The following is a 24,819-nucleotide window of genomic DNA, read 5'->3' as shown; positions in this document are numbered from 1 at the left end:
AAAGGCACCCAGCCGGCAACAATAATCCATAAGCCGAGCTGGGCATTGATGGAGAGAGAGGCATGCTGGATCAAGCTAGTCGCACTGCGGCCGATGTGGCTGCGGTGCGCGCACTTTGCAGCGCAGCGCCACCTGGGCAACGCATCATGTACGATGCATTATCGCTACAAATGATTCCACCCCCTTGGCGATTCTGGCGTTTCATGCTGAGCGGCCCGTTGCGCAGTATCAATTACCAGTTCTTACGCAGTTGCGCCCACTTCAAATCTGGTTCCCGCGGCATGTGCGAAGTGGTCGCCCTGCGCTATCGCCATATAGACGACCAGTTGCAGGATGCCTATGAGCGCGGTATCCGACAGGTGTTGTTATTAGGTGCCGGCTTTGATTACCGAGCCTACCGGCCGGAATACACCGACGTGCATTTCATCGAGGTCGACCATCCGGCCACCCAGGCTGCCAAGTTAGCCTTGCTGGACGAACACCACGTCAGCACGCTGGGCCGTGTCAGCTATATCGGCGTTGATTTCATGGGTGACTGGGCCAGCACTTTGCAACAGAGCGGTGCATTGGGCAATGAACCGACTTTCGTGATCTGGGAAGGTGTGGCCTATTACCTGGATGGGCAAGCCGTATGCTACACCCTGCAAACCTTGCTGGACCAATTACCAGCCGACAGTCAGCTGATATTCGACTGCGCTCCCGTTCAGGATGATTCGGCTCGCGAGTTACAGCGTGCCGCACGCTATGCCGCATCCCATGGCGAACCCATGTTGTGGGGTGGCACCATGCATGAAGTGGAAGCACTATTGAACAGCTTCCATCTATCCACGCCAAAGATTCACCGTTTCAGCGATCTGATGCGGACATTGATGGTTGAGGAATCTCTGTCTCTGCCCATTGAACCGGTATTTGATCAGTTTTACATGGTAGAGGTGGTGCTAAATGGTCGGCCCCCACACATTGCATGAAGTACTGATGACTTTGTTAGGTTGCGATGCCAGCAACAGATAAAACTAAGCCGGTCAGTGATATCTGACCGGCTTTACTCATACATCGGCTAACGAACTTTACAGCCAGGTCTCGCCTTCAACCTGATCCAGCGCCATTTTCAGCTCTTCTCGTGCAGACTGGATAATATCGTTGTCCTGCGTTTCCAATGCGGCCTGGAAACGGGCAGTTTCATGGCCGACAAACAGGCGCTCATCGCCACGGGTTTGCTGATACAACCGGTCGGCACGGGCCAGAATCGCCGTATTGACCAATTGCTCGCGCGGGTGAATCTTCAACTTGGCCAATTCAGCCAAGCGCTGTTTGACTTCTTCCGGTTTCAGCACACCTGGGTTTTCTTCGATCACCAACTGACGTTTCTCACCCGTTTCGTCAACGGTCGTTTCCGCCTCCAGCAAGCCGTTGACATCATATGTGAAGCGGATGGATACGCTGACCTCACCAGCTGGTTTAGGCGGTACGGGAACATGCAACTCACCTAGGAAGATATTGTCACGTGTCAACCGGCTTTCGCCCTGGTAAATCTTGACCAATACCGCCGCCTGATTGTCACTGACCGTTGACACAGTCTGCTCCCGTGATACCGGCACCACCGAATTACGCTCGATGATGGGCAGGAAGAAACCTGGTTGATAACGGCCCGGGGCAATCTGCTCGCTGATCTCCACCCCTAATGTATAGGGGCAGACGTCGGTCATCACGATCTCGTTCAACGCTGCGTCACGCATCTTCAAACCGGCCTGCACCGCCGCACCTTGTGCCACCACCTCATCCGGGTTCAGGTGCATGGCTGGCAGACGTCCAAACATTTTGGCAACCAACTTCTTTATCAGCGGCTTACGGGTTGCACCACCGGCCAATACAATCTGGTTCAGTTCGTGAGCACGAATGCGCGCATCACGCAACGCGCGTTCGATGGGTTCACGCAGGCGCTTCAGCAAGGGTTCGGATATCTTGGCGAACTCAAACTCGGAGACATCCCAGCTCAAAGGCTTGCCCTGGAATTCGATCGAGAAGACAACATTGTCACTGCTGCTCAAGGTACGTTTGACGCGCTCAGCTTCCTTGCGCAACGCCTGGTAGACATACGCATCCGCCTGTTTGTCAGTCAACCCGGCTACCTTGCCCACCTTTTCGATGAACTGGTCAATCAGCGCTTCGACAAAATCTTCCCCACCCAGCAGGTTATCACCCGCGCTGGCGCGTACTTCCATCACACCTTCAAACAGCTCCAGGATGGACACGTCAAAAGTACCGCCGCCCAGATCGAATACCAGAAAGCGACTTTCTGGATCATTCTGGTGCAGGCCATAGGCCAACGCGGCAGCGGTTGGCTCATTCAGCAGCCGTTCTACTTTCAACCCAGCCAACTGGCCAGCAATCTTGGTGGCTTTACGCTGTGCATCCGAGAAATACGCCGGTACGGTAATAATCGCTTCCGTCACCGTCTCACCCAGAAAACGCTCTGCGTCTTCCTTCAGTGATTTCAGCACCAGCGCAGACAGCTCTTCAGGGCGGAAACGCTTCGGCCCCAGCTGCACAACTCGATCAGAGCCCATGTAGCGTTTGAAAAGTGCTGTGGTGAGATGCGGGTGGGTAATCAGCCGATCACGCGCCGGCAAGCCAACCAACACGTGGTCGTTGTCATCCATACCCACAACGGACGGTGTGAGGTTATGGCCCAATGCATTGGGGATCATCACCGCTTGCCCGTCACGCCAGACGGCGCACAGGCTGTTGGTAGTGCCTAGGTCGATACCGATAATCATGGATTCAGTACAAATATCAAGCGGAGAAACGATTCATTTTACGTTGCCGCGGGCAAGAAGGCATCCATTCATTCAATGTACTGACCAACTTGCTGCGCAACATGGCTGTGCCTGGCCGATATGACCAGCCGTCAGCTGGAAAAATTCCATTCATCACAAAACCTGATCATGTCTCACGCTGCCCTCCTTGAACTGGTTGAAGATTTTTGGGTGGAGGATGCCAAATCAGCCTCCTGTTGTTTACTTCACCATCACATTCGATCTTGCAAATATCTAATTCATAACAAAATATGCCATTGAACTAATTTCAGCAATCGATATACTGCATGCATGACAATTTCATGTAAACGATTTCAATTTTAAAAAGGAGCGTCACGACATGCTGCATCCATCACTGCGCCCTCTGACCATTGCTGTTGCATTGGCCTGCTGTGGTACATCCTTCTCTGTCAGTGCAGTAGACAAACTGCCGATCAATCCGAATGCAGACTTCGTCAGTGGCAGCATCCGACCCAGCCAGGCCAGTAGTGCCGACCAAATACAGGCCACAGTGGCCTACTACCAAAGCTGGAAGCAACGTTACTTGAAAAGCCGGCCGGGTGTGCCTGACCAGTACTTTGTGCAGACAACAGGAGCCGATGGCGTGAGCAGCACCATGGAAAGCCAGGGCCTGGGTCTGCTGATCTCGGTACAAATGGCCGCACACGACCGCAATGCTCAACGGAATTTCGACGGTTTGTTCCGTTTTTATCGTGCGTTCCCCAGCACACAACATCGCCAATTAATGGCACCGGTACAAAGCATGGACAATAAGGGTGTCCTGGTCAGTATGCCAGGCAAACCTTCTCAAGCCATACCAAACGGTAATTTGGATGCCGCGCTGGCACTGCTACTGGCAGATCAGGCCTGGGGAAGTCAGGGAGCAATCGACTATCGGGCAGAAGCCGTCGCCGTGATTACCGCCCTGAAAAGTACGCTGGCCAATCCGCAACATTCATTTATTGCTTCGTCTGCCACGGCAAATCAAACTCGCTTTGCCGATTACGCTTTTGGTCATTTGCGTGCTTTTGCCAACACAACCGGCGACCCGCTCTGGCAAGCCTTATTGGATCAGAGCTATCAGATCGCTCAACAAGTACAACGCGACTTTGCTGCCAACACCGGGTTATTACCGGACATCGCACAACGACAGGAGAATGGCCGCTTCGTACCGACCCACAATCCGGCCGTCACCAGTGATATCTGTAACCCCTATGGCTGGCATGCCTGCCAAGTACCATTGCGCTTGGCAATGGATTATCTGACCAGTGGGGATGCCCGGGCGCTTCCCATGCTGAATACATTGAATCAGTGGGCTCGCCGTATCAGTCGTGACAACCCGTCGGCCATCATGGCTGGATACGATCTGGCAGGCGAGGCCACCTCGCGTACGTCTTCATTGGCCTTTACTGCACCGCTGGCTGTCAGTGCAATGGTCGACTTCTCGAATCAGGATTGGTTGAACAAGCTTTGGGGCCACCTGCAGATCACTGATGACAAGCAATACTTTGCGGACTCGATCAAACTACTTTCGATGGTCGCCTTATCTGGCAACTGGCAGTCAGTCGCCACCAGTCGTCATGGATTACCTCCCAATCAACATAATGGGAAATCGCCCAACAGCACTCAAGCCAACACGATCAATCCATCTGCCCGCCCAAAGACCAGCTTGGCCACTGTCACCAATGGTCGGTATGTGATCAGTGCAGGCAGCAATGGTAAATGTATCGACATTGACGGGGCCGGTACCGCCAACAATGTCAAAGTGCAGCAATGGTGGTGTAACGGCACAGTGGCACAGCTGTTTGACCTGACCAATATGGGCAATGGGCGCTTCCGGGCGCTTAACCCCAACAGCAATAAAGTATGGGATGTCACCGCACGTAAAACCACGCCGAACACGCCCATCGTGCAGTGGGCGTATAACGGTGGTGAACACCAGCATTTTCTATTTCAGCCCAACGGTAGTGGTTATCTGATCAAGGCCGCCCACAGTGGCTTGTGCCTGCAGGCAAATGGCAATGTGGACGGCACTCAATTGGTACAGGACAACTGTAGCGGCGCCGGCAACCAGACCTTTCAATTGAAATGGATCAGCGCCATTCCAAGTGAGCTGACGCGCGAGACGGGTATGTCACCCGATTCAGGCACCGTGACCCGTGATGAAAACTTCCTGCTGACCCTGGATAGCGACCTGCAACGGCTTTATCGCAACGTCAATAATCCGCCTGTCTTCAATTACATCATTCCTGGTGGGCTGTATGTCCAGTCCGAACGGGCGTTCCCGGTTATCAGTGGCGGTGGTCAGCATCACTTGGCGGTCGGAGCGCGGTTGGGCAAAGGCCGGCTGTTTGTCTACGGGCACCAGCACTTTATCGAGACATTGCAATCACTGTCGAATGACGACACACACCGCTTTGCCGAAAATGCCTTGGGCTGGGTCACCGGCGCCTTGCCCAACGGTTACGACACGATGCGTAACAGCGGTGGGCGGATGAATCTGCTGACCAAGACCGACCTCAACATCAGCAGCGGCTACCCCATCAACAAGATCAAAGTTGACCGTTTCGAAGCCAGTCAACTGGATCCGGCCAAAAACCCACTGGTTTTCCTGGAGTACGACATTGACGAGACCGAGCAAAACCTGCTCGAAACCTATGTCCGCAAAGGCGGCAATATACTGGTTTCTCGCCGGTTCTGGATGATGATCGATTACCCATGGCCACCAATCAAGGATAAGGTGAAACCCCGCAAAGTGCGCTTCTCCGATTACCCTTTCACCCAATTACTGAACAAGGTAGGGTTGGATCTGGAATTCTGGGGCGACGGTAAAGGCGAAGCAATACGCAATGCAGGTGATGTACGCTTGCAGTATTCCCCCTTCGCCTATGATCGCTGGCTGGCATTTCGCAATGGCCAGGTCCGTCTGGCAGATATTCCGGGGCTAGGTAACTTGCCAAATGACCAGGCCCGTTACGAACGCCTTAGCAGTAGCGCCTTCCGACTATTTTCCACCAATCCGTTCAACAAGAAGCTGGCAGATTCAGTCAATGTGGCCAAGACGGACATGGTGCGAGTACAGAAGGCCGGTCAGCAATACCCCTGCGCCGAAGACAGCAGTTACTCCAAGCGAAACCGCAACTGCGATGTGCTCGACCAGCACTATCGCAACCTGAATCTGCAACCCAACCAAGCCAAAGATGCCAGCGTCAGCATCTTCCCGGGTGAAGTCCCTGCAGGGGGACGACTCAGCAACGAAAAAGTCGCGATCGACCCACGTGCAGGTGGCTGGATCAGCACTGGACTGTATGCGCCACCTGGAGAAAACATCACCATCGTGCTGCCAGCCGGCGCAGTTTATCGGGCACGCGTAGGCCCTCATATCGACAACCTGGCGTATAACACCGATGTACGTGAATGGGCACGCGCCAGTGCCGTCAGTGCGGAAAAAGTGCTGAACCCCGGTAGCAATGTCATCTCCAGTCCTTTTGGTGGCTTGATCTATCTGGAACCAGAATCAGAACAACAAGCACCAATCCAAACCACCATCAGCGGGGCAATCCGGGCACCCTACTTTGTGTTGGGACGGGACAACGACAGCAGCTGGACACACATCAAGCAATCGCCCGCCCCTTGGGCCGAGTTTGCCAGCCGTCGTTTCGTACTGACCATGCCTGGCCATATTGCCCGCAATGTCACCAATCCGACGGCCATGATGCAAGCCTGGGAGAAAATGGCAGATGCCTTCGAAGCCTTCATGGGCCAGAGCATCAGTCAACCCGATCCTCATAAGCCCCCCAAACGACCACACCGCTACGTGTCCGATATCCAGATCACCTGGGGTTACATGCACAGCGGCTACCCCATTATGACGCATAACGATACCCCACCCACCTGGAACAAGCTGATGAATGGTTACCCGGCTGGCTGGGGTGAATGGCATGAATTAGGCCATAACATGCAAATGGGTGCCTGGACCTGGGACAGCATGGGCGAGGTCACCAATAACCTGCATTCGATGAACATCCTGACACTGCGCGGCCAGCCAGAAAGTGGTTGGATCAACTATGAGAAAGCCGCCAATTACCTGGCCCAATCTTCACGTCACTACAACAGCATCGAAGATCCGTTCCTGAAACTGACCATGGTCTGGCAACTGAACCTAGCGTTCCGCAATCAGTCTTTCTACCCTCGGGTACACCAGGCTTATCGTGATCTGGGTAAGGCCGGCGTACTGAAAAACGAATCGGAACCACAAAGCAATGAGGACAAGGCACAACTGTTCATCTATGCAACCAGCGTAATTTCAGGCCGCAACCTACTGTCCTTTTTTGATCAGTGGGGCCTGGCCCCCACTCAGGCAACCCGCAACAAGGTCGGTGCACTCAACCTTCCACAGCCGGACAAGCCTGTGTGGCAGTGCCGTGATGGACATTGCTAATCAAGCAAGCTGACAAACAGAAACGGGCCCAACGGCCCGTTTCTGCCAAGTACGGTAAACCGCTGACGACGACAGAAAATCGGTGGCATTTGCCCGCCAGCGGTTCATCATTTGTACAATCAACAACCACAGCCGGATACCCAGAATTGCAATGAGTTACTCGTTACTCAGGTTGAAACAGCTCGACGGGATTACCAGCCGGATCCTCCACCAGTACCTGACGCCCACCTGGCCCTTTCAATGGTTCATGACGAAAACGCATCCCCATTTGCGTTAACGTCGCCACAACAGCTTGCAGATCATTCACTTCGAGTACCAAGCGATTCCACCCACCTGGTTGCGGTATCGTGCCATCGGGCATTGGTTTGGCTGCCGATGTACCCGGGCCACTCAACCATAATGTCAAATCACCCCGTTTCAGCATTGCAAATGGCGGCCCCCAACGGGCTTCCAATGTAAACCCGATTGCCTCATAGAACGACAAGACAACATCGACATCGTTAACCAGGTAGCGAATCGTTGCCATATTGACTCCTTTCATCAAAGCAGGGCATTCCATCCACGAGGTAACACATGTTACTTCGACGGGTAGCCCAAATCGGTCATGCTGCCGGTCAAATACACCACACTCGTTTTTCCCTTGGCCAACAGACGATTCAGTTCACGTTGCCATTCACCCTGTACCACCGGATGAATCACCTCGCCAGCCAATTGTGGTACCAACAACAGGAAGTGCCAGCTGTCAGCAGTCTCGTGGCCATCCGGGTCGTCCCACACCATGACACGAAAGCCGGCACCCGTTACACCTTGTGCACCAATGTCCCGTACCAGCAAGATTTCATTACGGACCTGACTGGGGGCTGTAGCAATCGGCAGGCCGTTACGGATCACCATGTCGCTGATCGCAATGGTCCGTGCCGGGTCAAATCGGGCGGGCAGAAATACCTCCGTCGGTGCATCACTCTTGCGACCTTGCCATACCAACAACGCAAACTCATGGTCGTGCAACCATTCCTTACCCGCCAGTTTCAGCATCGCCCATTCCGGGGTTTTCCCATCGGCATCCTTCACCAAGGCATTGAAGTGAAACTGCACGATATCGCCCTGTGACCGGCGAGGATAAATGCGTTCGACGTTGGCTCGGTCAATGTTGTAAGCCAACTGTCCATTACTGTAACGCATCACCGAGTAGTCCTCGTTGTTCCAGGCATCAGCCGCGGTCTGGATCTTGGCCGGATTCCCATTCATCACCTCATGATGCTGGCCATAGTAACGATCCCACTGCCATTGTGTGCCAGACAACACCGGAGCATAGGCATCGATGAAACGGTCCTTGGCGTGACCATAGGTCGTCACCTCCATACCCTGATACATGGCCTTGATGGTGCGATTGGTATCTTTACGACCACGTTGTCCCAAGATCATGCCAAATTCGCTGACAAACGGCGGTGATTGCCAGAAGCGGGATTCCTCGCGAATCTCTTCGAAATGAGTCAGGTAGGTACCATTATTGACCGCACGTAGGTCAATGCCCTGTCGACCTCCATCATAGAAATGCGGATTGAATACAAAACGCCCGCCTGGCGGTGCTTTCAAATGCCGGCCACCCGTGGCAGGGGCAACAATACCAACCGTACTGTTCCAAAACACCAGCGGCTCGGCGAATACCGGTTTGTCTACCCAGCCTGCTGCATCCATGGCCTGTCGGACACGTTCATAAAACGGCCATAGTTTGCGGTTGTCCCAATCCTTGGCAGATAACCCTTCCATCCCACCATCCACTGGTTCGTTAAGTGGGTCCAACCCCAATACTTTGTCATAGACCGTCGCGGGTAACCGGTTGCGCAGATAGCGCATGGCCTCCGTCAGTTGCCATAGATAACTATCCTGTACCTTGCGCCAGCCAGCTGACGTGTTGACCGGAGCGTTGTTCCAGAAGTTACGAAACGCCCGTCGCACCGCCTCATCTGTCAGATTATGTTGCGCCCAGCTGACGCAGATGATGCCGCAATACTCGGCCGGGTAATTTCCGCCAGTAATGATCCACTGCGGGGCACCATTGCCGGTGTGCCAGGAATTGGGATTGAACAGAAAGCGCGAATACAGATCTTGATGATAGTCCAGCAACACATGCATGCCCCGTTCGGTGGCAGCTTCAATCTGCTTGGCAATGTCATCGAGGTAAGCGGTATTGATACGGTCTGGCGCAGTATGAATAGCCTCCCAGGCCACCAGCAGCCGGATCACATTGGCACCACTGCGGGCACGCAGATCACTCAACCCACTGCGTGCGTCATCCAAAGTCCGAAATGGTTTGAAGCCACTCTCAGCCAGTTTGGTCGATCCGGAAACATTCCAACCGCGAAACACGGCTTCACGCCCCAAACCATCGCGAAATATTGCATCCTTGAAGGTGCGGCCATTCAGCTGGATTTGTTTGGTATCCGTGCGAATCTGATGAGCTGCGGGCGATTGATCCGCTGCATCCAGATCATGTAAAGCAGCGTAAGACGGCCTGCCTATCAATAATAGTGGCAACAGGCCAATATGGAATAACTTGGATAGGGTGGACGGTCGGAACCGGGATGTTGCCTGATGCATTGCGTGCTCCTCGTTATGGTTGATTTTCAACACATGCAACAACACGCAGCAGCTTAGGCAAGTCCTCAGGCAACAATCAATAACAACGTTTTAATTTTCAACAACATTTCAATAGCTGAAATGCATCATCGATCGACGGACAATCAGATCACATAATCCTCCGCTGCGAACACCTTGGATTGTCGTGGCCGAATAAATACCCGCTCGCGTTCCTTAAATTGGCGGCCTGCATACGCATCCCGCGTCATTTCTGCCTCGACGATCTCCTGCGTATCCACCAGCGTCATTTCCAGTCGTACAACCGGCCCAATAGCCCTCACATGGTTGACCACGGCGGACAGTGCATTGCCGATTTGCGTCCGGTCAATCTCGATATCGTGCGGCCTGACATAGGCCACGGCCTGGCCGTCGTGCGTATCCGGTGCCGGCCAACGGACCTCGCCAATTTCTGCAAAACCTGCATGCACACGACTATGGAACAAGTTCACATTACCCAGGAACTGATAGACGAATTGTGTCGCTGGCTGGTCATACACCTCATCCGGACTACCGACCTGCTCAACATTGCCCTTGTTCATCACCACGACGCGGTCGGCTACCTCCAGCGCTTCCTCCTGATCATGAGTAACAAAGACTGAAGTGATGTGCATCTCATCGTGCAGCCGGCGTAACCATCGGCGCAGTTCCTTGCGAACTTTGGTGTCGAGCGCCCCGAATGGCTCATCCAGCAACAAGACCTTTGGCTCCACTGCCAACGCGCGGGCCAAAGCGATCCGTTGCCGCTGTCCACCGGACAGTTGCGCCGGGTAACGATCAGCCAACCAATCCAGTTGTACCAGATTCAGCAACTCATGCACCTTGCGCTTGATTTCGCTGTCACTCGGCCGGATTTTACGTGGCCGCACACGCAGGCCGAAAGCCACATTTTCAAATACAGTCATGTGACGGAACAATGCATAGTGCTGGAAAACAAAACCAACCTGTCGTTCCCGGACGTGAGTATCGGTAGTGTCCTCACCATGAAACAGAATCTGTCCACTATCTGGTGTTTCCAGTCCAGCAATGATTCGCAGCAAGGTGGTCTTGCCACAGCCAGATGGCCCTAACAGTGCCAACAATTCGCCAGTCTGGATATCCAGGTTGATGTCCTGAAGGGCGGTGAATGCACCGAATTGCTTATTGATACCCCTGATCTCGATACTCATATGCAGCCTCTATACTCTCATCCCATCCAGGTAGGGTTTATTCGTCGTACGCCGCGCGCTTGGCTTCTTCCATATCACGCTCAGCCTTCCATTCCACCCAGGTCTTCAAGCCCAGTGTCACCAGCGCAAGCAAGGCGAGAATCGAGGCACAAGCGAATGCCGCGACAAAGTTGTACTCGTTGTAGAGAATCTCCACATGCAACGGCACCGTGTTGGTCAGGCCGCGGATATGGCCGGATACCACACTGACTGCACCAAACTCCCCCATGGCCCGTGCATTGCACAGAATCACGCCATACAGCACCCCCCACTTGATATTGGGTAACGTGATGCGCCAGAACATCTGAAACCCTGACGCACCCAATACCATGGCAGCCTGTTCTTCTTCGGAACCCTGCGCCTGCATCAATGGAATCAGTTCTCTTGCAACAAACGGGAAGGTGACAAAGACAGTTGCCAGCACAATGCCCGGCACCGCGAATATGATCTTGATATCATTCGCCTGTAGCCAGGGGCCCAACCAACCCTGGGCACCAAACAACAGCACGTAGATCAACCCAGCCACCACAGGTGAGACTGAAAAAGGCAGATCGATCAACGTGGTCAGTAGACTTTTGCCTTTGAACTCAAACTTGGCAATACCCCAGGCAGCCGCCACCCCGAACACCAGGTTCAACGGCACAGCAATAGCCGCGGTAATCAACGTCAACTTGATCGCCGACCAGGCATCCGGGTCATTGAGCGCTTCAAGATAGGCTGCCCAGCCCTTGCGCAAAGCCTCGGCGAATACCGCTGCCAGCGGCATCAATAAAAAAATTGCCAAGAATAACAACGCCACACCAATCAGCAGCCACTGTATCGGACGCGATTCGGTAGTAACGATGGAACGGTTCGATAAATTTGTGGTTTGCATCAGTGGCGTCCTCCAGTACGACGGGTACCCCACCACTGCAGCAAGTTGATGACCAACAACAGGGTAAAGCTGATGGCCAGCATCACTACTGCTACAGCGGCTGCCCCCGTGTAGTCATACTGTTCGAGCTTGGCGATGATGATCAGGGGTGTGATCTCGGACACCATTGGGATGTTGCCGGCAATGAAGATCACCGAACCGTATTCGCCAATGGCACGGGCAAATGCCAATGTAAAGCCCGTCAGCAGCGCGGGCCACACGGTCGGTAAAATCACCCGCTGGAATACCTGAACCCGTGTAGCCCCCAAGCTGGTAGCGGCTTCTTCAAGCTCTACTTCCAAATCCTGCAGCACAGGTTGTACGGTACGTACTACAAACGGCAACCCAATAAAGGTCAATGCCACCACCACCCCCAGCGGCGTAAAGGCAACTTTCACCCCCAGTGGCTCAAGGTATTGGCCAATCCAGCCATTGGGTGCATAGATGGTGGTCAAGGCAATCCCGGCCACGGCAGTAGGGAGTGCAAACGGCAAATCCACCAGGGCGTCGACCAATCGTCTACCAGGAAAGCGATATCGCACCAATACCCAAGCGACCAACAATCCAAACACTAGATTGATCAATGCACCCAGCAGCGAAGCACCGAAGGTGAGTTTATACGCCGCCAGCACACGCGGCGCTGTCACGATCTCCCAAAAAACGGGCCAGGTCAGCGTAGCGGTTTTGAGTAACAGTGCCGACAAGGGAATCAGCACGATCAGACACAACCAGAAAATGGCATAACCCAAACCGATGCCAAACCCTGGCAGCACACTATGTTGCTTGAATTGCATGATGAATCCGGGCAGTTGAAGCACTTTCAGAATGGTGGTCTGATACAACCACCATGAGCCAAGCGATTACTTTTTCAGATAGATCTGATCAAACACACCACCATCGTCGAAATGCTGCTTCTGCGCCTTGCGCCAACCACCGAAAGCCTCATCCACGGTAAACAGGTTGATTTTGGGGAACTGCACCGCGTATTTCTTCAGTACGTCTGGATTGCGTGGACGCAGATAATTTTGAGCCGCAATTTCCTGAGCTTCGGGTGTCCATAAAAACGCCAGATAGGCCTCTGCCTGCTTGCGTGTCCCTTTCTTGTCCACCACCTTGTCAACCACCGCTACGGGCGGCTCCGCTTGAACCGAAATGGATGGATAGACGACCTCGAAATTGCCACGACCAAACTCACGCGCAATCATCTCAGCTTCGTTTTCAAACGTTACCAACACATCGCCAATCTGCCGTTGCATGAATGTAGTCGTCGCTGCACGGCCACCAGAGTCCAGTACAGGCACATTCTTGAACAGGCTGCCGACAAATTCGCGGGCTTTCTGCTCATTGCCACCAGCTTGCTTCAGTGCGTACCCCCAAGCGGACAGATAGGTGTAGCGACCATTGCCTGACAACTTGGGGTTAGGAATGATGATCTGTGTCCCCGCTCTGACCAAGTCAGCCCAATCCTTGATCTGTTTGGGATTGCCCTTGCGAACAATGAATACGGAAGCCGAGGTAAATGGCACGCTACCATTCGGTAAGCGCGTGGCCCAGCTGTCTGGTACCAATTTCGCTTTGTCATGGAGAATGTCGATATCGGTCGACATGTTCATGGTGATCACATCGGCAGCCAGACCATCAATCACCGCACGTGCCTGTTTGGTAGAACCGCCATGAGACATTTGAATCTGCAGGTCTTCACCTTGCTTGGTCTTGTAGTGCTTTACAAAGGCTGGGTTCAGGTCTTTGTAGAAGTCACGCATCACGTCGTAAGAGACGTTGAGCAGCGGCTCACCGGCCAGAGAAGGTAAAGCCAGCCCCAAACCGATAGCCAACGCACACAAGCAACGCGACGAAAATCGCAACATGATCAATCTCCATTCCTAATCTGACAGGGCAATGAGGATCGAGTCTAGCAGCGCTGCCTTATATAAGATAAATAATGATTGACACAATATTTATAACGAAATCGCATATGAAGATATGCCTGATACCAATCCACCTCCCCCGTCAGATGGATTACCAGACTGTTGCGATCGCTTCAACTCTTGGCCCCAGTGCAGTCAACAATTCCAAGCCTGCCTCCCAATCCCCAAGACCCGATTCACTATTGATATGCCCTGCGCCGTGCAATTGCACCAACTCGGCGCCCCAAGCATCGGCCAACACAGCACTTTGCTGCCATTCACAATAAGGATCATCGTCGCTGGCGACTACAATTGCCGGGAAGGGCAACCGGGCACGTGGAATCGGGGCAAAATTCTTGATCACATCTGGCGCACTGTGACGCTCAACATCTGCCGGCGCCACCAACAGCGCGCCAATCACCTGCTGTGCACCACGTTGGGCATAGTACACAGCTGTGATGCATCCCAGGCTATGCGCCGCCAACACTACCGGTCCTTCGATTTGTGCCAAATGTGCTGCCAATGCGGCAACCCAGTTAGCCAATACCGGTTCAGACCAATTCTTCTGACAGACACGCTCGACCCGTGGCAAACGTTGCTGCCAACGCGACTGCCAATGGGCAGGCCCGGAATCGAACAACCCTGGCAGTATCAACACCGTTGCATCAACCGACATGGCCCATCTCCTCTTCACCGTTTAAATCAGATCGCCCACCATGCAAGCGTGCCATACAATCAATCCACCAAGGTATGCCCGGTTGCATAGTCAAATTCAGCTCGTTCAATGGCATCACGCTGTGCAGGCAATTCCACATGCCACGCGACCGTCGCAACGCCAGCGGCACTCGCTTGACGTCGCCAATCCACCAATTCGAGTGGCACCGAATCCGCCAGTGTCAATGTCGCCAGCTCCGGACGGCTGGCCTCGTCAAAATGGGCCAAGCGTTCCAAGGCTGACAAATCCGCACTCGTCGCCACGCGATACCCACGTTGGCGATAGTTAGCAATTGCCTTTGCCAACAGCACTGCATCGCCCGGTGTACCACTAGGCAGGTGAATTACGATCCGCTCAGGTGTCAATCCAAACTGTTGCAAAACACGTTCGAAAAAACGCCCATGTTCATCCTTCACCACACCCAGCAGTCGGGGGTGGACATCCAGAAATAACCCTCCATCCAAACCTTGATGAAGTGCATTCAAGACATGCAAAGTACGTACCAGTCGATCCAGATTCACCAATCCACTGTTATCGAACGCCAATGCGAACAAGCGCAACGGCTCTACCAACTGTTCGTCCTGCGACACACACCTCAACACTGCCCGCCAGCCAATCACCTCATGATCCGTCAGTGATACCACCGGGTGAAACACACTCATCAACCGATATTTGAAGAACCGCCCCACCACCTGCCCATGTTCCATCCGAAAGGGAGGGAACTGCAGGAAGTGCTGGCTATAGATCTGTTCAATATGGTGTGCCAACTGGTGGGCTTGCATCGCCTTCTCCCTCATTACCTAATGCGTACATGCCGGGTCAGGACAAAACGCCAATCATAAAGAAGGTAAGACAATAACAGGCACTCAACATAACAATAAATTATTTACAATGATTTATTTATTCCAAAAAATAATATGTTGAAAATTGAGATTTTGTTCATCTGATTGTAATCAGCCTCCTATCATTACCCCTCCCTGCAGGTTGACACCCAAATTCTCAAGCAAAATGTTCATCGCATCCGACAACAACAGTTGCCCACAATCCAGGACCAGAGCAGGCGCATCCGGTGCTTCATAAGTACTTTGCACACCAGAAAGATTGGTTAGCTGGCCTGTACGGGCCTTTTTATAAAGGCCTTTCACGTCTCGCTTTTCACAAATATCAAGCGATGTGCTGACATAAACCTCATAAAAGTCCTCTATCCCAATCAGTCCCTTAGCCAGTTCACGATCCCTTCGGAATGGTGAGATGAGTGCCACCAAGACGATTAATCCAGCATCCATCATAAGTCGGGCAACCTCGGCGATCCGACGAACGTTCTCCGCTCGATCTGCATTAGAAAAATCCAGATCCTTGTTTAGTCCTTGACGTATGTTGTCAGCATCCAACACATAGGTATGCAATCCATTTTCGTGAAGTGCGACCTCAAGCGCATTGGCAAGTGTGGACTTCCCAGCGCCAGACAATCCCGTGAACCAGACCACTCGACCACGGTGTCCCTTGAGGCGCTCACGATCCCCACGGGTAACCGTCAGGGATTGCTGAAACACATTGCTTACACACTGCTGATCATGAGTAGCTTCGCCTGAAGCCACTAATTGCCGACTTGTTGTATCCATCAATTACAATCTGCCAATATGGCTATCTGAATTTACGAAATCGATAAGAAGCGCAACGGTAACTTCGAGCAATCGGCTTTGCCTAAACTTCACTAAATGTCAGCTCCCAGGAGATTGCGTGGCGCCCAGCCAGAAGCAGGAAGGAAAATACCAAGCCAAAACAATGCCGTGTAAAATGGCAGCCCGATTCACTTGCCTCCTCTGATGCCAAGTTGCTCCACGGGTCAATGCAAACTTTGCATGTGAACCAAAATGGTGCTTGATTTTCCAAGCATTTGGACCAATTTTGGTGAAGAGATTGCTCAGATTTAGTACCATCGCAAGATTCATTTCCTCATGCCCAACATGCAAACTTTCGTACCCGGTCAACGCTGGATCAGCGACACCGAAACCGAGCTGGGTCTCGGTGTTGTCATCGAATGCGACCTCCGTCTGGTGAGAATTGGCTTTCCCGCCTCCGACGAAACCCGCGTTTATGCCCGTAACAATGCCCCGCTGACACGCGTGCACTTCAATGCTGGTGATACTGTCAGTACGCGCTTCGGTTGGAAAATCAGTATTCAGGATGTCACTGAAAGTGCTGGCTTGCTGACCTACATTGGTACCCGTGCCGGTAAGCCGGTCGAACTGCCTGAAGGTGATCTGGACCACTATTTGCAGTTCAGTCAACCCCAGCAACGGCTATTCAATGGTCAGCTTGACCGGGAGAAATGGTTCTATCTGCGCTATGAAACGCTCAAGCATCTGCACGAACTGGAACAATCACCCCTGACCGGGTTGCGTGGCCCACGTACCAGCCTGATCCCCCATCAGTTGTATATCGCACGAGAGGTTGCCAATCGTGCCGCACCCCGTGTGCTATTGGCAGATGAAGTCGGTTTGGGTAAAACAATTGAAGCTGGCTTGATCCTTTCGCAGCAATTGCTGACCGAGCGCGTCAGCCGAGTGTTGATCGTAGTACCAGAAGCACTGCAGCACCAGTGGCTGGTAGAGATGCTGCGCCGATTCAATTTGCATGTGTCGCTGTTCGACGAGGAACGCTGTGTCGAATTTGACGAAACGGAAGATAACCCGTTTGAAGCTGAAAACATCGTGTTGGTATCGACCAACCTGATGGCGAAAAAACCCAAGCGGCTGGAACAGGCCCTGGCAGCAGGCTGGGACATGATGATAGTCGATGAAGCCCATCATCTGATCTGGGAAGAGCATCATGTCAGCAAGGAATACGCTGCCATCGAGAAGTTGGCACGTGAAACACCATCGGTGTTGTTATTGACAGCCACACCTGAGCAATTGGGCCAAGCTAGCCATTTTGCGCGTCTTCGCCTGCTGGATCCTGATCGTTTTTACGACTTCTCGGCATTTTTGGAAGAAGAAGCCAATTTCGTCTCGCTGGCAGAAGCAGCCCAGGCCATTCTGGATAATGACTTGCTGCCATCAGAATGGCATAGCCAATTGTCAGATTTTGTCGATGAAGACCAGTTACCACTCATCGACTTGCTTGCAGACCCATTGATATCGGACGACGAGCGCACACAGGCTCGCGACACCGTACTGAGCAACCTGATTGACCGTCATGGTACCGGCCGATTGCTGTTCCGTAACACACGCGCCACGGTCAAAGGCTTTCCCGGTCGGGATGTACATACCTACCCGATGACGCTGCCCATCAAATACGAATTGGGCCTTGCCGCACTGGAAGAAATCAATCCGCTGCTCTACCCGGAAATGCTGGCAGACGAAGACTGGCTGAAGTTCGACCCACGGGTCAATTGGTTGGTCAAGTTGCTGAAAGAAGAACTGCGCGGGCAAAAGGTACTGATCATCTGTCACCGTGCATTGACTGCGATCGACCTGGAAGAAAAGCTGCGACTGGAAGGCCTGCGTACCGGCGTATTCCATGAAGGCATGAGTCTGACCAACCGCGACCGTGCTTCGGCCTATTTTGCCGACCCGGTGGAAGGTGCACAGGCTTTGGTGTGCTCAGAAATTGGTTCGGAAGGTCGTAACTTCCAATTCGCCCACCACCTGGTGTTGTTCGACATCCCATTGTCACCAGATTTGCTGGAGCAGCGTATTGGACGTCTGGATCGTATCGGACAAACGGAAACCATCAACCTGCACATCCCTTATTTCGAGCATACCGCTCAACATGCATTGCTACGCTGGATGCACGAAGGGATCGATGCATTGCGCACTACTTGCCCCGCAGGCCACACACTCTATGAAGTGGTGGAGGAAAAACTGCTGGCTGCCCTGTTCGAACCAACCAATACTGATGCTATCGGCAAGCTCATTGCGCAGAGCCAAAAACTGAATGAACACCTGACGGCCGAGCTGGAGCAAGGCCGTGATCGCCTGCTGGAATTGAATTCTTGCCGCCAGCCAGCTGCAGACGAACTATGTGAGCAAATCCTTGAAGAAGAGGACATGAGTCATCTGGATGCGTTCATGGAAACCTTCTTCGGCGCCATTGGGGTCGATGTAGAAGAGCATTCTCGACATGTGCTGAAACTTGAGCCCGGTGAGAACATGCTGATCCCACATCTGCCCACGCTGGAAGATGAAGGCACACTGGTCACGTTCGACCGTGACATGGCGCTGTCACGTGAGGATGTGCAGTTCCTGACATGGGAGCACCCCATGGTGCGCGCTGCGCTGGACTGGATGCGTGAAAGCCAACACGGCAATGCTGTGGTCAGTGTGATGCAGTCACCACGTATCAAGGCTGGCACCGTTATGGTGGAAACTTTGTATACCGTTCAATGTTCAGCACCCAAACATTTGCGTGCCGGTCGCTTTCTACCACCAATGTTGCTGCGTAACGTAATTGATCCAAATGGTCGTGATGTTGAGTTGGATATTCGCCTACGTGGCTGCGAACGGGTGGGTGTCGAACGTAAGGTGGTCAACGAGATTCTGCGTCTGCAACAAGCGCAGATCCGACAAATACTGGAAATGACCGAACGCAAGGTAGAGACTGATTTACCCAAGCTGATCAAGCAAGCTACAGCAGCGCTCAACCATGCACAAGATGGTGAAATTGCCCGCATGAAAGCATTGCGTGCAGTCAACCCAAGCGTACCGCAAATTGAGATCGATTTTCTGGTGCAGGAAAAAGAACAGTTGCAAACAGCAATTGATAATGCGCAGCTTCGCTTGGAAGCCATTCGTGTGATCATTGCAGCCTGATTACAATCCATGTAAACCGCCCAGCTTGCTGGGCGGGCTTTCCATACACCACAATCAACTGATTGAAGACATATTACAGTGCCTGCCGAACAGCAAATTCGTGCTGCCTTTGACGACCAGACCATTCGTGTCTATCAAGCCTATTCACATCACATTGCCGATACTGCACTAGACAAAGGTACCTTCATCTCGCCGCCGTTCAAGATGGAGCGGATGACATGGATCAAACCATCCTTCCTATGGATGATGTATCGCGCTGGTTGGGGATTCAAAGACGAAGGCCAAGCCAGGATTCTGGCAATCGATATCACCCGCGAAGGGTTCGAATGGGCGCTGGCCAATAGCTGTCTGAGCCATCCACCGGAATCCATGACACCTGAAGAATGGATTGCATATAAGCACAGCAAGCCAGTACGAATCCAGTGGGATCCGGAGCGCAATCTATTACTTGAGCCACAGCCATACCGGGCCATCCAGATCGGTCTGAGTGGAGACGCCGTAGTTCGCTATGTCAACCAATGGATTCAGCAAATAACCGATGTCACGCCATTAGCACATCGTATTCACCACCTTGTTGCGTCCGGTCAGCCAGCTGAGGCCCGGGCCTTACTGCCCGTCGAACAGCCTTACCCGTCACCTAACTAAGACTTGCCCTTAATGGGTGAGTATCAGCCTTACAATGTAATCCAGCATAGCCAGAGACGTTGTACGAAACCTACCGGCTGCAGATCAAGGCCACAGTCATCCCTTCAGCTTGATCAAATTCCCCAGACTTTTTTGTAAATAACCTGCACACACCCTGTTTGAAGCTAACGCCAGCACCGCTACAACGCATGTGGCTTCAGTCATGGTTCAGACTTGATGGGTGATCATGTTGTCAACGTACCACTTAAAGAACGACTGAATTCATTGTTGCGCACCCCCGCATCTCTATGCATGTCGCGTGTGTTTTGGCAAGTACCATTACATTAAAGATAGTTAATTTTTGCTATCCGTCGCTCAAGCTTCTTGTTAGGATGCCACCAGCATGGTTGCACGGCGACTCTTGCAACCGTCGTTGCAAACAGTATTGGCAACCTTGCATCAATGCAGGCATCACCCAGAAGTAAAGGAAGGATTTGACATGCCAATCAATATGGAACTAGAAGGTCAACACCTGATCTGGAATGGCACTCGTTATCAGCTGAAGCCCAGCACCTTGGGTGCGATGCTACCTGCGGGCACTTATCAGTTTCTACTGAATGGTGAATTGACTGATCGCGATCAGGCTGCACGACATTGTGTCTTATCCTCGGCTTATCGTATTCACCGCGGGCGGGCTGACAGACTTGATACAGTTCAAATGGCAAAACGTGTACGCATTGTGGCTGCGGATTTGGCCACCCGCGAGGCCATTCGCCACCGTTCAGCCTTCTTTCTGCTTGATGGGAGTGCCAAACATACAGGCTCAGCGGGGTTTGTCATCGACACCGCTTTTTTCAATGCATTGCATCGTGCTTTACATACCGGCAAAGTAGACGTGATTTTACGTGTGAAGCGATCCGCAAAACGCATGACATCGCTTCCAATGGCAGCTGTGGCCTGATTTAGCCAGTAGCGATTGCCGGATCTTGCTGAGCCAAATCCCGCTCTACGTTGCTCAGAAAACGCCATTGCCCTTCCGGTAAATCGCCCAGCTGCAAGCAACCAATTGCATCACGATGCAATTGATCAACCCGATTGCTCACCGCAGCCACCATTCGTTTGGCTTGATGATACTTGCCCTGCTCAATCGTCAATGCCAGGACATTCGTATCCACTCGCGCTGCATCCCGTGCGGCCAACAACTCGGTTTCACCATGCAGTAGCACGCCTTGTCGCAGCCCCATCAACATGTCATCGGAAAGTTCATGCCGTAACCGGGCGAAATAGCGCTTGGGAACATGTCGGCGCGGATGGGTCAACGCATGCAACCATGCGCCGTCATCAGTCAACAACAGCAGACCTGTCGTATCCTCATCCAAACGCCCTACACATTGCACACCGCGAGCCACCACCGGTGCCGGCAGCAATCCGAGCACTGACGGATGATGCTGAGGATTTCGTGAGCATTCGTAGCCTGCAGGCTTATGCAACATCAGGTAGACCTGATCTTGATAAGTCCATGCCACGCTATCAATCTCAAATTGCAAATCTTCCAGTTCAAAGAGCGCCTGTGGATTATCACATGCTACCCCGTTGACAGTGACCTCACCGGCAGCAATGCGTTGCCGGCATGATTTTCGGCTTCCAAATCCCTGGGATTGCAAAATACGCTCTAAAGGCAGGCTGGATCGTGCCACAGTCATCATCACTCAAGGTGTCATAAAGGAAAGGTCGGGTAGGGAAACGATTTGCGCTACCCAAACGCGAGCCGAATGGTACCCAACTCCCTTCAGCCTGAATAGCAGCGGCCCCGTTTCCCTTATCGACGCTGCACAACATCCACACCAATCCCATTCGGGTCAATCACCACAAAATGGCGATCTCCCCATGGCTCATCTCGAATTGGCACTTCAATTGACATCCCAAGCGACCGAATGCGCTCATGCTCCCTATCGACATCTTCAACATCGATGGCAACCCACATACCCTGCCCCTGAAATGCTGACTGGAAAATAGGTGCTTGCGATTCGTGGCCTGATTGCAAAAAGCCGATCTCTCCACCACCCAGCTGTAGCAACACAAACCACTCGGTATCAAATACCACCTCACAACCGAACAATTTGACGTAAAAATCCCTTGATGCTTGCACCTTGTCAGTAATCACACCAGACCAGAGTTTCATGATGCCCCCTCAATGAGTGATATGTGTCACGAGGTCAGTATCAGTGGTGGCATCTGCCAAGTCTTGAACAATTACGACATGTTGACGGAACTGTGTGGGCGTCACACCCGCCAACCGCCGGAAATCACGCGCCATATGCGCCTGGTCAGCATAACCAGCCATCGCAGCAAGACCAGCAAACGGTGTATTGGGATATTGTTTGATCAACCTGCTGGCATGATGAAAGCGGGCAATCAATGTAAACAACTTGCTTGAGATACCCACTGTTTCAAGAAACACCCGTTCCAGTTGCCTGGGGCTTCTGGTAAATATGTCAGCCATCTCAGCTTGACCAACAATCCCTTGTCTTTGCCGGATCAAGCGGATTACGTCATCGATACGGCTCATCTTGGGCGCATACAACGACAGGTATTGACTGAAGAACTGATTCAACTGGGTAAACCAATCACACGGTCGGCATGCCCAAGTATCCATATCCATCAACACTCGCAGCAAACCAGCAGCCGGCACAGCATGATTGGTCAACTCTGCTGCAGTTACATCAATAAAATGCCTGCTCTGGCCAGGCTGAAACCGTACACCGAGATAGTGACAACCACGAGATAGTGCGACGTCCACTGGCTGCGTGGTGCAACCGTACAACCAAGCCGTTGCCTCATATGGTGAAATCTTGATGACCAAGTCCACTGCTCCGTCCGGCAAAACCGCATAAGCTTCTGCCAGATTGTGTAAACTCAGCCAATAGTGACTGATCCAGGGCCGTAACTCCGGGGCGGGTAATGCCGTCATGAGCACCGAGGATTGACTCAAGCGATCCGTGGCCATCTCTCCAAAAATTGAGGACCAGGCAACATACCAGCACCTGTATCCTCAATTGATTCCATCACGTAGCAGGCTTTGCCATAGGAGGATTATCCGACGGCGTCACATCGGCAGGTTCAGCTTCCGGCAAGGCTGCTTTCATCAACAAAGGCAGTACATTGGTCCGCAAATGCTCATTCAGCTTGGTGTTCAGGTCTGTTTCGGTCTGTGTACGCTGGCGAATCTGGTTTTTCCGCTCTGGTCGTTGAACATCGGCCAACAACAGCTTCATCTCGCCTTCACTCAACTGGCTGGCAAATGAATCGGCCATGATGGGCTTCAGTTCCTCAAAGGTCACCTCACGCTTCAGCTCCTTGGCAATCTTCTTGATCATGGTGCGGGTTTCATCATCTACCCCACCTGCTGCTGCGGCAACGCTGCTTAACATGTCATTTTCAAGATTAGCCATGCGCGCATCAAACTGTGGCTTTGAGCTCAGCACTGACAATTCACTGACCAACGCGTAAGCAGTCTTCCCTTTCGTATCTGTCGGCAACTTCGGCTTGACTGGGCGACGGGTTGGCGCAGGTTTGTTGGCAAGGATACGCTTTTGGATCTCATCAAAGCGCGTTTCCATATATGCCACTGTACGTGGCAGCAAATCTGCCATCAGTGGTGCAACCTTATCCAACCAGACCTTTCCAGCCGGCGTACTCAGGTAGGCGATTTCCGATTGCACTTCCTTGTCGTCGTAGTGGCGCTGATAAACCTCAATTGCCATTGGCTCCAACTTGGTCCAGTTCAGGTTCTCGCGAATCACCGCAGCAACCCGCTCATGCTTGGTTTTCATTTCAGCCTGCTTGTCAGGGTTTGGCTCGTTTTGCCATGTTGCAGCATTTTGTTGCTCCAGCATCCCCAACACCTTATCGACCAAATCGGCCGAACGGCTCACTTCAAACAACTGACGCAGCTGTTCGGGACTGGCCCCCTGACCGGCATGAGCATAAGAGGCCAACAAAACCGACAAACCTGTTGTTGCAACCAGTAAAGCAGAACGTAAAGCAGACCAAGGCTTCTTTGCCATGACTCCATCCAATTCAATTTATGCGAAAAGAATATTGTAGCGCGCGCACCACAATGCAGCGAATTCCGACACCAGCATACAGCTGAATCAGCAAAAGTAGGCTGCATGCTATAAAGACTTGAGACCAGCATGCTCCTGTCAGGTAAACGTAGTATGAAGCTGACCAACCTGCCGAGTAATGGGCAACGCCAACATGGCGATATCACACGGCACAAACCGAAGTGCATGTGTGATACATGAGGATATTAAGTAGCACATGAGCCCCGATTGCGATCAAGTAATAAGACATTGAACAAGCTCCAAGAGCCACTGACAAAACTCAGTGAAGCGGTTCTGGTTGGGCGGCAGTACAAAGGTATGGCAAGTTTGCGCCACACCACCAAATGGGTTTTGTTGACGGTTGTAAAATATCAATGTCGATTTGGCCAATCCATCATGTAACGGTGAACCAAAAACCAAGGCCGTAACCTATTTGAATTGCCAAGCAATGATGGATACAAACCATTCTCATGGCATAATATTTCAATCGTTCGCATTACTCAAACCACATATCCATGCTCACCGCACTGTTCCAGCAATTGCTCGGTCAATTCACCGCGACCGACCGCCTGTTCCAGCTCACCACCACGCTGGGTGAGGATGCATTACTGGTTGAATCCGTACGCGGATTGGAATCC

General features: G+C 52.5%; 19 protein-coding genes. 5 read left to right on the top strand and 14 right to left on the bottom strand.

Annotated elements, in window-relative coordinates:
* Positions 1-62: 62 nt before the first annotated feature.
* Positions 63-968, top strand: coding sequence for a class I SAM-dependent methyltransferase (locus FFS57_RS09945; RefSeq protein WP_137937639.1), 906 nt, complete (start codon positions 63-65; stop codon positions 966-968).
* Positions 969-1,067: 99 nt separating this feature from the next.
* On the opposite strand, the gene FFS57_RS09940 is transcribed toward FFS57_RS09945, so the two are convergent.
* A complete protein-coding gene (locus tag FFS57_RS09940) occupies positions 1,068-2,777 on the bottom strand; it encodes a molecular chaperone HscC (protein WP_137937638.1) in 1,710 nt (569 codons plus the stop codon).
* A gap of 379 nt (positions 2,778-3,156) precedes the next feature.
* On the opposite strand from FFS57_RS09940, the gene FFS57_RS09935 reads away from it, so the two are divergent.
* Positions 3,157-7,257: a glycosyl hydrolase family 8 gene (locus FFS57_RS09935; protein WP_137937637.1), complete on the top strand. Its 4,101-nt coding sequence runs from the start codon at positions 3,157-3,159 to the stop codon at positions 7,255-7,257.
* 163 nt (positions 7,258-7,420) lie between these two features.
* Here the strand turns inward: FFS57_RS09935 and FFS57_RS09930 are convergent, their stop codons facing one another.
* The 9 genes from FFS57_RS09930 to cysC form a co-directional block, all read right to left on the bottom strand.
* Entirely contained in the window at positions 7,421-7,783 is a 363-nt protein-coding gene (locus FFS57_RS09930; protein WP_137937636.1) for a VOC family protein, read from the bottom strand.
* Positions 7,784-7,833: 50 nt separating this feature from the next.
* Positions 7,834-9,858, bottom strand: coding sequence for a cellulase family glycosylhydrolase (locus FFS57_RS09925; protein WP_137937635.1), 2,025 nt, complete (start codon positions 9,856-9,858; stop codon positions 7,834-7,836).
* A 143-nt stretch (positions 9,859-10,001) separates the two neighbouring features.
* Complete coding sequence (locus tag FFS57_RS09920) at positions 10,002-11,063, bottom strand: sulfate/molybdate ABC transporter ATP-binding protein (RefSeq protein ID WP_137937634.1); 1,062 nt, start codon at positions 11,061-11,063, stop codon at positions 10,002-10,004.
* Between the two features lie 37 nt (positions 11,064-11,100).
* Positions 11,101-11,976, bottom strand: coding sequence for a sulfate ABC transporter permease subunit CysW (cysW, locus tag FFS57_RS09915; protein ID WP_137937633.1), 876 nt, complete (start codon positions 11,974-11,976; stop codon positions 11,101-11,103).
* Positions 11,976-12,809 carry a sulfate ABC transporter permease subunit CysT gene (gene cysT / locus FFS57_RS09910; protein ID WP_137937632.1) on the bottom strand — a complete coding sequence of 278 codons (834 nt, stop codon included), beginning with the start codon at positions 12,807-12,809 and terminating at the stop codon, positions 11,976-11,978. Before cysT ends, cysW begins: the two co-directional genes overlap by 1 nt.
* Before the next feature lie 66 nt (positions 12,810-12,875).
* Positions 12,876-13,883 (bottom strand): sulfate ABC transporter substrate-binding protein, encoded by a 1,008-nt coding sequence (locus FFS57_RS09905; protein WP_137937631.1) that lies wholly within the window; start codon positions 13,881-13,883, stop codon positions 12,876-12,878.
* 151 nt (positions 13,884-14,034) lie between these two features.
* A complete protein-coding gene (locus FFS57_RS09900; RefSeq protein WP_137937630.1) occupies positions 14,035-14,598 on the bottom strand; it encodes an RBBP9/YdeN family alpha/beta hydrolase in 564 nt (187 codons plus the stop codon).
* Between the two features lie 59 nt (positions 14,599-14,657).
* The gene (locus FFS57_RS09895; RefSeq protein WP_171013805.1) at positions 14,658-15,419 is read right to left on the bottom strand and encodes an EAL domain-containing protein; all 762 of its coding nucleotides are present in this window, start codon (positions 15,417-15,419) and stop codon (positions 14,658-14,660) included.
* 171 nt (positions 15,420-15,590) lie between these two features.
* Positions 15,591-16,259 (bottom strand): adenylyl-sulfate kinase, encoded by a 669-nt coding sequence (gene cysC, locus FFS57_RS09890; RefSeq protein WP_137937628.1) that lies wholly within the window; start codon positions 16,257-16,259, stop codon positions 15,591-15,593.
* Positions 16,260-16,595: 336 nt separating this feature from the next.
* On the opposite strand from cysC, the gene rapA reads away from it, so the two are divergent.
* The 3 genes from rapA to FFS57_RS09875 all read left to right on the top strand — a co-directional run bounded on the left by rapA (position 16,596) and on the right by FFS57_RS09875 (position 21,036).
* Positions 16,596-19,451 (top strand): RNA polymerase-associated protein RapA, encoded by a 2,856-nt coding sequence (gene rapA / locus FFS57_RS09885; protein WP_249383961.1) that lies wholly within the window; start codon positions 16,596-16,598, stop codon positions 19,449-19,451.
* A 72-nt stretch (positions 19,452-19,523) separates the two neighbouring features.
* Entirely contained in the window at positions 19,524-20,096 is a 573-nt protein-coding gene (locus tag FFS57_RS09880; RefSeq protein ID WP_137937627.1) for a DUF4291 domain-containing protein, read from the top strand.
* A 478-nt stretch (positions 20,097-20,574) separates the two neighbouring features.
* Positions 20,575-21,036, top strand: a complete 462-nt coding sequence (locus FFS57_RS09875) for a hypothetical protein (protein WP_137937626.1) — start codon at positions 20,575-20,577, stop codon at positions 21,034-21,036.
* Between the two features lies 1 nt (position 21,037).
* Here FFS57_RS09875 and FFS57_RS09870 read toward each other — a convergent pair whose 3' ends face one another.
* The 4 genes from FFS57_RS09870 to FFS57_RS09855 all read right to left on the bottom strand — a co-directional run bounded on the left by FFS57_RS09870 (position 21,038) and on the right by FFS57_RS09855 (position 24,142).
* Complete coding sequence (locus tag FFS57_RS09870) at positions 21,038-21,757, bottom strand: pseudouridine synthase (RefSeq protein ID WP_137937716.1); 720 nt, start codon at positions 21,755-21,757, stop codon at positions 21,038-21,040.
* A gap of 137 nt (positions 21,758-21,894) precedes the next feature.
* Positions 21,895-22,257, bottom strand: coding sequence for a VOC family protein (locus tag FFS57_RS09865; protein WP_137937625.1), 363 nt, complete (start codon positions 22,255-22,257; stop codon positions 21,895-21,897).
* A gap of 9 nt (positions 22,258-22,266) precedes the next feature.
* Complete coding sequence (locus FFS57_RS09860; protein WP_171013803.1) at positions 22,267-23,046, bottom strand: AraC family transcriptional regulator; 780 nt, start codon at positions 23,044-23,046, stop codon at positions 22,267-22,269.
* Between the two features lie 94 nt (positions 23,047-23,140).
* Positions 23,141-24,142, bottom strand: coding sequence for a DUF2059 domain-containing protein (locus FFS57_RS09855; RefSeq protein WP_137937623.1), 1,002 nt, complete (start codon positions 24,140-24,142; stop codon positions 23,141-23,143).
* Between the last annotated feature and the right edge of the window lie 677 nt (positions 24,143-24,819).

Origin of the sequence: Chitinivorax sp. B (assembly GCF_005503445.1) — a bacterium.
Taxonomy (GTDB): Bacteria; Pseudomonadota; Gammaproteobacteria; order Burkholderiales; family SCOH01; genus Chitinivorax.
The sequence above is the reverse complement of the archived record's forward strand: the minus strand, read 5'-3'. Positions and strand labels throughout refer to the sequence as shown.

What these genes read in the sequence shown, in the direction of transcription:
- FFS57_RS09945 (WP_137937639.1), top strand. Translation starts at nt 63, where the DNA reads ATGCTGGATCAAGCTAGTCGCACTGCGGCCGATGTGGCTGCGGTGCGC.
- FFS57_RS09940 (WP_137937638.1), bottom strand. Translation starts at nt 2,777, where the DNA reads ATGATTATCGGTATCGACCTAGGCACTACCAACAGCCTGTGCGCCGTC.
- FFS57_RS09935 (WP_137937637.1), top strand. Translation starts at nt 3,157, where the DNA reads ATGCTGCATCCATCACTGCGCCCTCTGACCATTGCTGTTGCATTGGCC.
- FFS57_RS09930 (WP_137937636.1), bottom strand. Translation starts at nt 7,783, where the DNA reads ATGGCAACGATTCGCTACCTGGTTAACGATGTCGATGTTGTCTTGTCG.
- FFS57_RS09925 (WP_137937635.1), bottom strand. Translation starts at nt 9,858, where the DNA reads ATGCATCAGGCAACATCCCGGTTCCGACCGTCCACCCTATCCAAGTTA.
- FFS57_RS09920 (WP_137937634.1), bottom strand. Translation starts at nt 11,063, where the DNA reads ATGAGTATCGAGATCAGGGGTATCAATAAGCAATTCGGTGCATTCACC.
- cysW (WP_137937633.1), bottom strand. Translation starts at nt 11,976, where the DNA reads ATGCAAACCACAAATTTATCGAACCGTTCCATCGTTACTACCGAATCG.
- cysT (WP_137937632.1), bottom strand. Translation starts at nt 12,809, where the DNA reads ATGCAATTCAAGCAACATAGTGTGCTGCCAGGGTTTGGCATCGGTTTG.
- FFS57_RS09905 (WP_137937631.1), bottom strand. Translation starts at nt 13,883, where the DNA reads ATGTTGCGATTTTCGTCGCGTTGCTTGTGTGCGTTGGCTATCGGTTTG.
- FFS57_RS09900 (WP_137937630.1), bottom strand. Translation starts at nt 14,598, where the DNA reads ATGTCGGTTGATGCAACGGTGTTGATACTGCCAGGGTTGTTCGATTCC.
- FFS57_RS09895 (WP_171013805.1), bottom strand. Translation starts at nt 15,419, where the DNA reads ATGCAAGCCCACCAGTTGGCACACCATATTGAACAGATCTATAGCCAG.
- cysC (WP_137937628.1), bottom strand. Translation starts at nt 16,259, where the DNA reads ATGGATACAACAAGTCGGCAATTAGTGGCTTCAGGCGAAGCTACTCAT.
- rapA (WP_249383961.1), top strand. Translation starts at nt 16,596, where the DNA reads ATGCCCAACATGCAAACTTTCGTACCCGGTCAACGCTGGATCAGCGAC.
- FFS57_RS09875 (WP_137937626.1), top strand. Translation starts at nt 20,575, where the DNA reads ATGCCAATCAATATGGAACTAGAAGGTCAACACCTGATCTGGAATGGC.
- FFS57_RS09865 (WP_137937625.1), bottom strand. Translation starts at nt 22,257, where the DNA reads ATGAAACTCTGGTCTGGTGTGATTACTGACAAGGTGCAAGCATCAAGG.
- FFS57_RS09860 (WP_171013803.1), bottom strand. Translation starts at nt 23,046, where the DNA reads ATGACGGCATTACCCGCCCCGGAGTTACGGCCCTGGATCAGTCACTAT.
- FFS57_RS09855 (WP_137937623.1), bottom strand. Translation starts at nt 24,142, where the DNA reads ATGGCAAAGAAGCCTTGGTCTGCTTTACGTTCTGCTTTACTGGTTGCA.